General features: G+C 37.5%; 6 protein-coding genes. 2 read left to right on the top strand and 4 right to left on the bottom strand.

The genetic code is table 11. The features are described from left to right. The first annotated feature begins 262 nt into the window (after positions 1-262). Both BC781_RS08540 and BC781_RS08535 read left to right on the top strand, forming a co-directional pair. Complete coding sequence (locus tag BC781_RS08540; protein ID WP_109616821.1) at positions 263-3,610, top strand: T9SS type A sorting domain-containing protein; 3,348 nt, start codon at positions 263-265, stop codon at positions 3,608-3,610. A 414-nt stretch (positions 3,611-4,024) separates the two neighbouring features. Next, a complete protein-coding gene (locus BC781_RS08535; protein WP_109616820.1) occupies positions 4,025-8,863 on the top strand; it encodes a TonB family protein in 4,839 nt (1,612 codons plus the stop codon). 397 nt (positions 8,864-9,260) lie between these two features. Here BC781_RS08535 and BC781_RS08530 read toward each other — a convergent pair whose 3' ends face one another. The 4 genes from BC781_RS08530 to BC781_RS08515 all read right to left on the bottom strand — a co-directional run bounded on the left by BC781_RS08530 (position 9,261) and on the right by BC781_RS08515 (position 13,922). After that, a complete protein-coding gene (locus BC781_RS08530) occupies positions 9,261-9,686 on the bottom strand; it encodes a hypothetical protein (protein WP_109616819.1) in 426 nt (141 codons plus the stop codon). Between the two features lie 421 nt (positions 9,687-10,107). After that, complete coding sequence (ybaK, locus tag BC781_RS08525; protein WP_109616818.1) at positions 10,108-10,587, bottom strand: Cys-tRNA(Pro) deacylase; 480 nt, start codon at positions 10,585-10,587, stop codon at positions 10,108-10,110. 156 nt (positions 10,588-10,743) lie between these two features. Next, the gene (bglX, locus tag BC781_RS08520; RefSeq protein ID WP_109616817.1) at positions 10,744-13,017 is read right to left on the bottom strand and encodes a beta-glucosidase BglX; all 2,274 of its coding nucleotides are present in this window, start codon (positions 13,015-13,017) and stop codon (positions 10,744-10,746) included. 350 nt (positions 13,018-13,367) lie between these two features. Then, positions 13,368-13,922: a GNAT family N-acetyltransferase gene (locus BC781_RS08515; protein WP_109616816.1), complete on the bottom strand. Its 555-nt coding sequence runs from the start codon at positions 13,920-13,922 to the stop codon at positions 13,368-13,370. Between the last annotated feature and the right edge of the window lie 88 nt (positions 13,923-14,010).

Genomic DNA, 14,010 nt, shown 5'->3' with positions numbered 1-14,010 from the left:
TTTTAAGTTGAAAGCGAGTGTTCAATTTGTATATCCCCCTTTCTAGGGATTGTATTTTAAATACCTTCCTTAGCCTTAATTTTTTTTAAAGATTAGGTTTGCTTTTTTAGAGAATTAGCTACAAAATTGCAATGCTTTAAACAGTATGACATCTAATACTACTTAACTCAAAACTCATTATTTACCTAATCATATTTTAGACTCAAGCACAGTAAATTTTTCATCATAACTTCTATTATTTATTTAAATTTTTAAACCCAAAATGACAACTTTTAAAAAGTATGTCCTTGGAATCCTATGCACTTTTTTCCTCATTGGCATCGGATCTAAGGAGAGTGTGAGCTATGCCCAAGCGTGTAATCTCAACGCTGGCGGAGATCAATTTTATTGTCTAGACTTAGACGAATTCAACCTAGTCGGAAATATCAGTGCACAAGTGGATACGACAAGTATTCAATGGACAGTCGTTGGTTCATCTTCTGGAATGTCGATTTTAGACCCGAATGTCCTTTCGCCTACTGTTGTGGCTACCGCAGGAAACTTCCCAGTTGGGCCACATACCTTCGAACTCTCGGCAACATGTCTGAACACCGGAATGCTGATTACAGACCAAGTTGTGATCACGATTACTCCACCTGCAAGTGTCGCGACCATTTTTGATATGTCCAATAACATTGTAGGAGATAGCATTGATGCTTGTAGAGCACTTCAACTGATAGGGTCAAGTCCGGGAAGTAACGAAACAGGAGTTTGGAGTGTGGTGAGCCAGCCCAATCAACATCAATTTATTCAAGATGGAGATACGCTAAATGCTCTAAATTCAGGATATGGGGGGTGTAGTGAGATAACCTATCTTTACAGTATTTCCAATGGCGGTTGTACCACTACAGATACAGTTGTCGTGACTCACTTTCTTCAAGATGAAGCAAACATTATCAATGTAGGAGGTATCCCTGTCATGAATCAAGATCATATATCTGTCTGTGGAGATACCGTGCAAGTATATGGCTCCTTGGTAGACTGTTCTTCATTGGTTTCATGGCAAGTGACCTCAAATACGCCGGGTGTGCCAACCCCAAATCTAGGTAGTCAAGGTTCTCGATCCAATGTCATATTATTTACCCAATCAGGTAATTATGATTTAATTTATACGGTAAACAGTAATGGTCCTTGTGTAGGGGGGAGCGATACCCTAAACATTGATTTGTGTTTTGCAGATAGCATTACAAATACTTTTGTGACGAATAGTGTTTGCGAATTTCCAGATTCGATTCCTCTTCAGTCTGACCTAGACCCTTCTGCCATTTGGACATCAACCGCAGGAGCGATCATTATCAATAATGGGACAGCTAATGCTACTGCAGTGATCACGGATACCACAAGAAACTTTTTCCAGTTTTTAGCTACTGAGACTGTAAATAGTTGCTTTGATGGAATCGATAGTATTCAGTGTCTATCGATGTATAGAGAAAATTGGAGTAGGTTTGGAACGTTTGAAAATGATACGGACACGCTCAATATTTTCTGTCAGAGTCCTGGGCAGTTTTATAGAGCACAAGATTATATTACAAATCCTACGGGTTTTCATGGCGTGAATATGGTAGCCGATTCTGTACCGAGTGCTGCAACACAAATAATCGAAGGGAATTCATATTATGTCTCATCAAATCTGAGTTTTGATGCAGAAGGTCGTTACATTTTTACCCTAAGTTCAAATTCAGCGTGTAATGATACCATGAAATGGGTAGTAAATGTGGCAAATATCCAAATGCCAAGTGCGGGGAGAGATACTGTGGGAGTCTGTATAACCGATATTTATCCGCTAGAAGGAAGTACACCAATAGATGGCTTGGGGAATGTAAATCCTGCGGTAGATATGACTTGGACACAAGTGGGTGGCCCTGCTCCTGTCACCTTCAGTGGGCCAACCAACCAACAAGACTTAGACATTTTGTCTTTCCCTCAAGTGGGGACATACTTCTTCGAGTATGCTTTTGCAAGAGATGAAGGTTGTGCTTTAGCAGATACGATTGAGATCACGACGATTGCTTGTGATACGGTAGCTTGTCCATGTTTTACGACCTTGAATTGTTGTGAATACTGGGATTTGTTCCAAACGGATAACAAAAAATACAACAATGAAGCGATTTTGGCAGAGGTGAATGCTTACCGAGAAAAGATAGCGGCAAAATATAAGCTAAAGAGTACAGCAGATGTTCCTTGTAATGTTTGTGACTATCCAGAGGAAGAGATTCCTGTTTTTGTGGTAGATACTTGTACATCTCCTGTTCAACTTATCAGTACGGGTGATTTTACTGTAAGTTGGAGCAATAATGTAGGTGTAAATATCAACCCAGGCTATGCAATAGCCAATGAACCACTTTCTATATTCGTTGCCAATGCAGACAGCTCTTGCGTCTTTTCTGATTCACTTTATATCCAATGTTGCGATGATAGCGAGTTGAACCCAAGAATAGAAACATTCTGTACAAGCTGTGACCCATGTGAAGACCCAAGTGTTCCACTTCTTGTTCAGGTAAATAGCGATCAAGGGCCACTTTCATCTTCAGATTATACCTTCCAATGGGGAGGAAGCTTCTTAGGTAGTGGAAATGGAAACTCAGAACAAGTATATGTCAATGATACCATTTGGGTAAAGATCACAGACAATGAAACACTCTGTGTGAGTGTGGATACCTTCTACTATGATTGTTGTAATGAAATTCTTCCTCCACTAGATTTGAGTTGTGAGGGAACGAAGGAAGGACATCAGCTTTCATGGGCAAGTGTGAGTAATGCACAGTATTACGAAGTTTACATTACCCTAAATGACAAGGAGTGTTGTAGAGAAGGTTTACCAGCGCAGTCTTTAGTGCCAATTCAGACAACACAGTCACAATTGCTCGTGACCGATTATGACTGTTTTTCTTGGTATGTTGTAGCGGTTTGTGCAAATGGCGAATCTTCAAAAGCATCGGTGAAACAATGTTCTTGTGATATTCCATGCGAAGGAGCTTGTGATCTGGCACCAAAATGGAGTCTTGATTTTGTGACGGTGGACTGCGAATATGTATTCAATGGATGGAATGAAGGAACAAATTGTCCATCGCAGCAGTATGAGTGGTATTTCTTTGATATGAATGGAAACCAATTAGGCCCTGTACAAACAGGAACTACGGCAACTTATGTGGGGGGTAGTAAGAAAGAGGAGATCGAAGTTTGCTTGCTTATCTATGTAGAAGATGCAAACGGAGATGTGATCTGTGATGAGAAATACTGTAGTACCGAAACCATATTCCCTTGTAAAACAGTCGGAATAGGTGATGATATATTCATGGAAAAACAGTCTGTGAGTAATGTCTTGAGTGTGCGTCATTCACCAACGCCAGTAAGTGAAGAATTAACCTTTACATTTACTAAAGGGGCAAGTCAAGAAACAGCACGACTTATCATCTATAATGGCAACAATGAGGTGATTCTTGATAAGTTGATAAGCATCGAGTCGGATTATAAACTCAATGTTTCCGCCTTATCTCCAGGTCTATATTTCTATCAGATTGTCAATGCCGATGGTCAAACTGAAATACAGAAAATATTAATTTCTAGGTAATCCTAAGGGTATTACAAAGCTATTCATAGCGTAGAGACAAGGCATGCCTTGTCTCTACAAAATGCAAATGACGAGAGAGTCGGATGCAATTCTTCAGACTTGACATTTTAGCAGATTTTTCGAGTCTGAAGGCTCTCTACTTCATTTATGAGTTCTTAGAGTAATTCTAAGAACAGTAAAGTTTTACTTCGAAAATATATGTCCTAGTACTTAACCATCAGTCAACCAAGACTGGTGGTTTCTTTTTATATGTTTTCATCTTAATCCTTCTTTGATTATCATTTTCACTCCCATCATTTTTCTGATTAATGACAAACCGTTTTCAGTGAAATTGTAGCCCAATAATTTTTTAAGCTTGAACAATTTGTATATTGTTAATAACAGACAAACGATTATTGATCGAAGCAATTTTTTATGAAAAGTTTATTACTGATACTTTTTAATGTTATACTCATTCAGCATCTGATTTTAGCACAAGAAAATCAGGTACCAGATAAAATCTATATACAGACAGATAAACCTGTTTATAAACCGGGGGAAACCCTTTGGTTTAGTGCTTTTTTGCTAGGAGGGAGTACGCATACTATTCAAGAGTCAAGTGACATTGTTTATGTAGATGTGATTAGCCCTAAGGGAGATCTTGTAGAATCGCTAACTTTAGTTTGTGTCGATGGTCAAGGTGCTGGAGATTATCATTTCTCAAGTAGTATGTCTGGAGGTATTTATACCCTAAAGGCCTATACGAAATGGATGCAGAACTTTGGAGAGGCATGTGTCTATGAAAAAAAGATTCAGGTACAAGCTATCGTAAAACCTCGTTTGCTTAGTAAGCTAGATTTTCATAAAAAAGGATATGGAGCAGGGGCCGAGGTACAAGCAACACTTGACCTGAAAGATTTGAAAGATCGTTCAATAGCCTACAGAAACCTCACTTATACAGTAAAAGTCAATGATGGAGTAGTTAATACAGGAAGTGTAAAAACAAATAGAGAGGGAAGAGCCTTGCTCTCATTTTCTTTGCCTAATGAACTGACCACAGATGATATATTTTTAAGTATTCAGATTCCTCATGAGGGAACAATTGAAGGTTTGCTTTGTAAGGTTCCAATTTTGAATACGAATGAGATTGATCTGCAATTTTTACCTGAAGGTGGACATTGGGCAGAGGGTATTCGTACACGAATGGGTTTCAAAGCGATTGATACGAAAGGAGAGCCAGTATATGTAAAAGGGGAAATTGTCAATGAAGAAGGACAGCATATTTGTGACTTTGAAAGTTTTCATGATGGTATGGGAGCTTTTGAAATTAAGCCTGCACAAGAGCCATATTTTGCCCTAATCACCGAACCTAAATTGGAAATAGATCGCATTGCTTTACCTGAGGTAGAGCAAAAAGCATTTATCCTTAATGTCTTTCCTTTAGATCAAGGTACGAAGGTCAGAATTAATGCACCCTATGCAACGAAGGTTGTCTTGAATGCTAAAATGGGAGGAGAGGAAGTAGATCAATTTTGTTATTCGCTGAAAGAAGGGAATAATGAATTTTCATTAGATTTTTCAGGTTTTCCTATGGGGATTTTAACACTCGGCTTACATCTTCAAGAGCAAAAAATGATACTTGCTGAACGCTCTCTATTTATCAACAAAGCTTCTCAGTTAGCAATCAATATAACAAGCTCAAAAGAGAAATATTTACCGCATGAAAAGGTAGAGTTGCTTGTGGAGACCAGTGATCAAAATGGAGGAAATATAGCTGCATTTTTGTCGCTAGCAGTGGTCAACGATAAAGTATTAAGTTTGGCAGATGATCGATCAGCTGATTTAATTTCGACCATGTTCCTCACTTCAGAACTTAAAGGAGATATACATGAACCCAATTTCTATTTTGAGCCTAAAGAAGAAAAAGCTGATCAAGCACTAGATTATTTAATGATGACTCAAGCTTGGACGAAGTATGCAAATGCTTGGGCCACGAAATGGGATGCTCAGAAGAAATTAAAGAAAGAAAAATCAATCGTGAAGGGGCGATTACTCGATTACAGAACAGAGAAACTCTATAAACATACCCGCTTATATATTCCTGAACTAGACAGAGAAGTGAAAACAGATAAGGATGGTATATTCGTAATTGAGAATATTGACCTAAGTAGTCCTAAGTATATTCGTTTAGCGGATTCGTTAAAAACACCATTACCGACCACAGGTTTTTTAAGGTTTTACACTGATAGAGCATACACAGGGAAGTATTTAAAGGGGAAAGTGATTGATCAGGATACTGGAAAACCTATTGAACATGCTTATGTAAATGAATCTTATATTGGTCATAAATATGGTGAAAAAGGTACTTATGAGTTACCCTTATTTGATGACCTTGAGGGAGTAAAACTAACGATTTCAGCGCAGAACTATAATTCTATTACTGTATCCTTAGATCGTATCGATGATCTGTCAAAAATTCAAGTACATGCCTTAAAAAAGATACCAAAACGGCAGCAATCAGAATTAATAGAATTGCCTATTGTTGAAGAAATACCCGATATTTTTTCAATAGTTGCTGAACACGATGTAGATGCAGTTCCTGAGGAAGAAGAACAAACATTCATTTTATATGATCAAGTTTTTTTACCAACATCTCAACCTGATGAAGCTGATCTAGCAATTGAATATCAGGAATCGGTGGAGAGTTTTATGGATGTTTCTGAGGATGAAGAAGTGGTTGATGATATATTCGAAATTGTAGAAGCTGTTGCAGCTCCTGAGGGCGGGATGAGTAATTTTTTGGGATCAATTTCGAAGTCGATATCCTATCCTTATGCGGCTAAAATGATGGAAATTGAAGGTAAAGTATATGTCCAATTTGTTGTTTCAAAATCAGGAAAGTTAGAAGATATTAAGGTCGTACGAGGTATTGGTGTAGGTTGTGATGAGGAAGCTATAAGAGCAATCTCAAATAGCACTGTAAAATGGAAACCGGCAACTCAACGTGGGAGAAAGGTACGTCAGCGTATAATCATTCCTATAAATTTTAAACTAGCTTCTTCACCCAAAGAAAGCGAGTATAAAGATAAAAGAATGCCATATTTGGAATTGATAAACTCGAGGAAGTCAATATTTGGTCAAGCAGGTCTTCTTTATAAAGCGAGGGAATTTTATGTGCCAAAGTACAAGAAAAAAGCCTTGAAGCGAACGGACTTTAGAGAAACGATTTACTGGAATCCGAGATTGAAAACAAATGATCAAGGAGTGGCTAAGGTAGAGTTTCCAACTTCTTCAGAAATTACCTCTTTCCAAGTGCTCGCGCAAGGACACAATGGTTACGGTCTTCTTGGAAAGGGAGAGACGCATATATATACTGAGGCTCCTTTAGCAATCAGTTATAAGTCACCGGCGTATATGGTAGATGGAGATATCATGAATCTCCCGCTCATTATTCAAAATAATGGAGATCAAGATTTAGAAGTCTTTTTGAAAGATTCTTTGTCTTCTAACTTGACTAAAAAATTTGAGATGCCTCAAAAAGTATTTATCAAATCTGGAGAAACCCAGACGGTAACACTAGCATTTGAAGCTAAATACGATGGTCAATTCGGGCAATTAGATTTGCAAATAAAAGGGGGTAGTTTTGAAGATCAACAATCGCAAACTTTTAAAATCTTACCAAGAGGGTATTTAACACAGTTATCGATTTCAGGTAAACACAAGCTTCAAGAGTATCATTTCGACTTAGGCAAAGATGTAGTTCCTAATTCTATTCGGGCTTATGTAAAAGCTTACCCCGATATGGTCGGTACGTTAATGCATGGAATTGGTGAATTAATCAGAGAGCCTTATGGCTGTTTTGAACAGACATCTGCAATTACTTACCCAAACCTGTTAGTGCTTTCCTTTTTGCAAGATCGAAATGATATAGCTTTAACGGTTAAGAAAAGAGCTAGAGATCTGATTGAAAAGGGGTATCAACGTTTGATCGGTTTTGAAGTAGACGGTAGAGGTTTTGATTGGTTTGGTAAAGGACCAGCCAATATGAGGTTAAGTGCATTAGGCTTGATGGAGTTTACTGATATGAAAGAAGTCTATCCTGATGTAGATTCCGATATGATCGAACGAACACGTTCATTTTTACTTTCTCAAAGAGATGGAAAAGGAGGGTATACAAAAGGCTATGGTTACTACGGCCAAAACACGGCATTTGCAGAGGCATATATTACTTTAGCTTTGGTAAGTACAGGTCAGAAGGACTTAGCATTAGAGATAGATAAAGTCTATGAAAATGCAATAACCTCAAAAGATAACTACTTAAAAGCTTTAGCTTGGAATGTATTGATGTATGCTAACGATGCTAGAGCTAAAGAAATTGAGAATCAAGTCTTTTTTAGAGCGAGAAAAATGGGATGGGAAAGCATAAATGGAAAAGAGAGTGTGTTTGGTTGTTATCTTGAGTATCAAAATACGGAAATAGTCGCCTATATGCTTCAAGCTATGATGCTAAATAAATACACCGACCACAAGTTACTTTCAGATGGAATTAATTATCTTTTGAGTATGCGTAGTCCCTATGGTTTTGGTAGTACGACAGCTACAGTACAGGTTCTGAAAACCTTGGTGCAATACCAAAAAAGAAATCCAGAGCCTGCTCAGCTAGGGGATTTTGAATTTACAGTCAATGGAAATGAATCAGAACTGCTTCGTAAAACAGGACTGAATAATATCCTTCAATCAACGAATTTTGGGGGGCTCTTGGCTTCCGTAGATAATAAGATTGGTATCGCTTATTCATCGGATGCTATTCCGTATCATATCGCTGTCGATTATCATACTTACAGGCCAGTTTCTAGTAAAAACTGTCCAGTGTCATTTAAGCTCAATTTAGAAAAGGAGCTTGTACGCCTTGGAGAAACTGTACTCTTGAATGTTGAGCTGAAAAATGAGAAAAATGAAGCACAGCCTATGACTATGGTAAAGATTGGTATTCCATCGGGGCTTTCTTTACAAACGTGGCAGTTAAAAGAAATGCAAGAGCAGAGCCTTTTCGACTTCTATGAAATTAAAGACCATTACTTATTCCTCTATTTTATAGAAATGAATAAGAAGGAAACGAAGCAGTTAAGTTTTGCCTTAAAATCGGAGTTTGTCGGAGACTTTAATGGGCCTGCAAATGCTGCATATTTATACTATAATGCTTCAGAAAAACAATGGGAGAAAGGTTTAGATATAAAAGTAGTTCCAAACGATTTAAAGGGGGATGTGAATTAGTAGAGCCACTTTTTCTTTTCCTTGAGAAGGAAGTAGATGGACAAAAGAAAACGGGTAATACTATCCTTATAATTTGCGAAGCTAGCGAGTGCAACATCTAAGGATTTATCTATGAATGAAAGAGGCGGACGCAGTTCTTTAGACTCCAAAATCTGCTAAAATGTAGAGTCTGAAGAACTGCGTCCGCCTCTGTATCCATTTATAAGTTCTTAGAGCAACTCTAAGAACAGTAAATTTTCATCTAGAAATTATATGTCCACCTACTTATTAGTACCTTAAGTAGATTAGGGATTTAATTCATAGGTACTCTACAAAACAATTAAGCCTGTCTATCACAGTTACGTGTGTATAGACAGGCTTTTTTATTCAAACAATAAACACAACTTTAGGAAGTGTCTTATTTAATGATACCAATAGTTTGTGAAACCCCAGATTTATCACTCGGTAAATGAAAACCAAGTTGATAAGCTTCGTTCATATCAAGCGTAGTCATAGTACCCTGAATTGATACAGCCATCGCAACAACCCATGGATCATCTAGTAAGAAGGAGAATCCCCAGCTACGTTGTCTTTCCATTGAGAAAGTTAAATCGGGCTGTAAGTATAGACCTTCAGCGTTTTTAACCATGTACCACCAATATCCATTACTTGGGGTTTGTGAAGCAAGGCTTAATACAATTTGTTGATCTGGAGTCGGCGTATTCGCAAAGCCTTGGAGTTTATTATCTACACACCCAATGTAATACCCAAATTGATAGCATTGGAGTGAATACGTTCCGTTTGAGATGTGGCTACCGCTAACATCAGTAGGTTGATTTTCCATAACAATGATTTATTTAATTTGAAAAAATGATGATGTATTCAAAATATATTTAGAATCAATAAGTCTGAGTTTTCTAAGCTTAATAGCTAAAAAGTATGTTGGATTTCATATGTAGCTAAAAAATTATTGGGTGGTGAAACCGTTTCTAGCATATCATAATTAATATATAGCTTATGAAGATACTTATAATCAAAGACTAATCAATAGGCTTAGTTAAAAAAGATGCCAAGATATAAGAGAAGCTTACCGTAGACTGAAATGATTTTCTACTGTGGAAGGAGTCGTGTAATAGTATTAAAGCGAATACAGCAGGTATAGAGATATATACGGAAGAACGACATTTAATTCTACAAGAAGTGTAGTATTCTTAGTGAAAAGCTAAGAACGCGGTCTGGCTCATTGGCTAAATTCAATAGTGTAATTACTTACACACATCGGCTAATTTGCCATCAATAACTGAGAGCAGATTCTCAATAGACATTTCTATGATATGCCCTCTTTTTCCGCCACTGATAATAATGTCTTTTCGATCTTCAGAACTCATTTCAATTACTGTCTCATATTTCTTTTTCATACCAATAGGAGAGCAGCCCCCTTTTATGTATCCTGTGTATTTCAGTAAATCTTTATGCGGGAGCATTTCTATTTTTTTCTGCCCGACCGCTTTTGCTGCTTTTTTCAGATCCAATTCCTTTGTTAGGGGAATGACAAATACAAATAGATCATTTGTAGTACTCTTTGTTACTAGCGTCTTATGACCAAGTGTATGATCTCTGTTGTTCTTTCTAGAAACTAAAGTCCCGTCTACATTTTCTTCCTTTCCCTCATACTGAAAATGTAGGTATGTTACTTTTAACTGATCTAGAATGCGCATTGCATTTGTCTTAACTACTTTAGCCATGAAATCAAGCTTTATCTTAATGATGCTTTTCAAACAAAACAAACAAAAATAGTTGATCTGTTAGATATTCAAAGAATGGAGGAAGGCTTTAAAAGCTAAAACCCCATCACTTCCTACAGTGATGGGGTTAGGATTTAGTTTTATACGTCTACTTTTTTATTGAGTAACTTCTGACAATTCAAAAGTAGTCTTTAGACCTTCAGCAGAACTTGTACCTACCATAACATCAAACTCACCAGCTTCTACCACAAACTCACCTTGGTTGTTGTAGAAACCGAGTTCTTTTGCCGTTAGTACAAATTCAACAACTTTACTTTCTCCTGATTTAAGTGTGATTTTCTCAAATCCTTTCAACTCTTTTACAGGACGAACAACACTAGCTACTTTATCTCTGATGTAAAGTTGAACAACTTCTTCCCCTTCATACTCGCCAGTATTTTTCACGCTTGCAGTCACTTTTACCTTTGCCGCATCTGAAGCATCAACTTTCAAGTTTGCGTATTCAAAAGATGTATAACTCAAGCCATAACCGAATGGATACAATGGAGCTACAGATTCATCCATATAGTGTCCCCAGAAGATGGCATCACTTGTAGGTCTACCTGTGTTGTAGTAGTTGTAATAAATTGGTACTTGTCCAACACTTCTTGGGAATGTCATAGGTAATTTACCGCTAGGGTTATAGCCTCCAAACAGTACATCTGCAATGGCATTACCTGCTTGTGAGCCTAATTGCCATGCCTCTACAATTGTTGGGATGTGCTCATCTGCCCAAGTGATAGCCAATGGTCTACCGTTTGTCAGTACCAAAACAATGTTTTTGTTTATTTTATAGACTTCTTCTAATAGTTCTTGCTGAACTCCTGGTAGATCTAATTTCGAACGGCTTCTAGCTTCACCACTATGGTTGGCATGTTCACCCAATACCATAATCACTACTTCAGATTCTTTAGCTAAGTCAATGGCTTCTTGGAAACCACTTTTATCGGTTTCGTTGATCACCAATTCATTGGCAAAACCGATGTTTTTATCAGCCAATACTTCAGCACCTTTTGCATAACTGATGTGCTTAGAGTAGTTTTTCAATCCTTCTAAAACGGATACCGCTGTATTTGGGTCTGCACCCATAATCCAGTTACCTAACGGACTTTGTTTGTCATCAGCTAATGCCCCGATTACGGCAATCTTTTTCTGTTTCTTGTCTAATGGCAAAACATTGTTTTCGTTTTTCAACAATACAATAGACTTCTTTGCCATATCCAATGCCGCAGCTTTGTGATCAGCATGGTAAAGTAACTCCTTCTCTCTTTCTATATCACAATATTTGTATGGGTCTTCAAACAAGCCCAATTCATATTTGACAAGTAGAATTCTACGAGCTGCTTCGTCAATTAACTTTACATCTACTTTGCCTTCTTCCACCAATTCTTTCAAGTGGTTGACATAAGCATAAGATTCCATATCCATATCCGAACCCGCTACAGCAGCCAATTCAGCAGCATGTTTTAAGTCTTTTGCATAGCCGTGGTTCACCATTTCACTTGCTGAACCCCAATCAGAAACAACGAAACCTTCGTAAGCCCATTCGCCTTTCAAAATATCACGTTGTAAGAATTTATTTCCTGTGGCAGGGATACCATTTAAAGTATTGAATGAATTCATGAATGTTTTTACATCACTCTCAATCGCAGCTTTAAAAGGAGGCAAGATGATATTATAAAGTGTAGATGTTCCTACGTCCACAGTATTATAATCTTTTCCTGATTCGGCAAAGCCATAGCCTGCAAAGTGCTTGGCACAAGCCGCAATCGTATTATTTGCTGAAAGGTCATCGCCTTGGAACCCTTCAATTCTTGCTTTTCCGACCAAAGAACCCAAATAGGTATCTTCACCAGCACCTTCCATAACTCTACCCCAACGTGCATCTCTAGAAATATCTACCATTGGTGCAAATGTCCAGTTCAGGCCCATTGCTGAAGCCTCGATCGCAGCTACTCTAGCCGATTGTTTGATTGCTTCCAAATCCCAACTGGCTGTTTCTGCCAATGGAATAGGAGTGATGGTTTTATGACCGTGAATGACATCATTGGCAAAGATCATCGGAATACCTAACCTTGATTCGTTCACTGCAAGTTCTTGCATTTTACGAACACGTTCCGCTCCAACTACATTTAGCATCGAACCCACTAAACCTTGCTTTACATGCTCATATTTGTTTTTGCCGTAACCATCGGTAGGAGCAGGACCGGTTGCATCCCAAAAACCAGTATATTGATTCATCTGACCTATTTTCTCTTCCAAGGTCATCTCATTGAGAAGGGAATCGACAAAATGTTGTTGAGCAAATGCTGTTTGCCCAAATAAAAACGATACAAAAAGTGCTGTCAGCCAATTTCGGATCGGGAGGTTTCGTTTAAATGCGCTAAACATAGTTTATATATTTTAGAGATTAAAAATTCAGCTTTTGCAAAGGATTTTCGCTTTGCTATGCTACAAATAAAGATCTCTGAAGCTTGAAAAACAAAAAGTGAAATTGGACTGAAAAAAAACAAATTGCACCTAAATAGCATGATTGTAAAATGCTGTTTTTTAGTTTATTAAAAAGTGCTTATTCAGTTAATACACATTTTTCATTGCGCATAAATACATTGTTAATAAATCAAATAACGTTAGGATTCGGAACAAATACCCCGACTGATAAGTGTTTTTTCTACTCTCTTGGGTATGAAGGCTTGTCCGCTTCAATATTCCTTAAGAAGGACTGACCTAGACATCTACTTTTAATCAACATCAAATTGGTATTCATAAAATAAAATATCTGCGGAAGGACTGTCAATGCTTGAGGCTTTAAATCCATTTTTTTCAAGTACTTTGATTGAACCAATATTATCACATTCTACTCCTCCAGAAATTGATCTGATATTTCCTTCTGTTTTACACCAATTGATTAAGCCGTCAATTAATTCTGTTCCTACTCCTTTACCCCAAACTTTTTCAGACAGAAGGTATCCAAATCGCAAGTTATAGTAAACATCATTGGTGTCAGATTCATAGAAAAAGATAAAGCCTACAGGCTCTTTTGTATCTAAAAGTTGGATGCAAACAAAATGACTTTCTGCATTTCTATCTTTAATCCATTCTTGAGCCTCATTTTTAGTTGTGATGTTTTGCCAACCATCAGGTAAATTTTTGGTCACATTTGGACTGAGAATTTCAATTACTTTCTCTGCGAAAATATCAATACCACCGAGTTCTTCTACTTGCTTAGTCCAAGACTTTACCGATAGTCTCTTTGTTTCAAAATTACATTGCTCTTCTATCATCTTAGCACTCATGTTCGATTCCTCTAAAATTCTTCACTATTTATAATTCTGTAGCGTGTTATAGCACAGTTTTTACCTAGGGTAAGTAGGTGGACATATG

This window comes from Sediminitomix flava (genome assembly GCF_003149185.1).
Classification (GTDB): domain Bacteria; phylum Bacteroidota; class Bacteroidia; order Cytophagales; family Flammeovirgaceae; genus Sediminitomix; species Sediminitomix flava.
This window is presented reverse-complemented; position numbering and strand designations above follow the sequence as displayed.

Coding starts and splice junctions, on each gene's coding strand:
- BC781_RS08540 (WP_109616821.1), top strand. CDS start 263: ATGACAACTTTTAAAAAGTATGTCCTTGGAATCCTATGCACTTTTTTC.
- BC781_RS08535 (WP_109616820.1), top strand. CDS start 4,025: ATGAAAAGTTTATTACTGATACTTTTTAATGTTATACTCATTCAGCAT.
- BC781_RS08530 (WP_109616819.1), bottom strand. CDS start 9,686: ATGGAAAATCAACCTACTGATGTTAGCGGTAGCCACATCTCAAACGGA.
- ybaK (WP_109616818.1), bottom strand. CDS start 10,587: ATGGCTAAAGTAGTTAAGACAAATGCAATGCGCATTCTAGATCAGTTA.
- bglX (WP_109616817.1), bottom strand. CDS start 13,017: ATGTTTAGCGCATTTAAACGAAACCTCCCGATCCGAAATTGGCTGACA.
- BC781_RS08515 (WP_109616816.1), bottom strand. CDS start 13,922: ATGAGTGCTAAGATGATAGAAGAGCAATGTAATTTTGAAACAAAGAGA.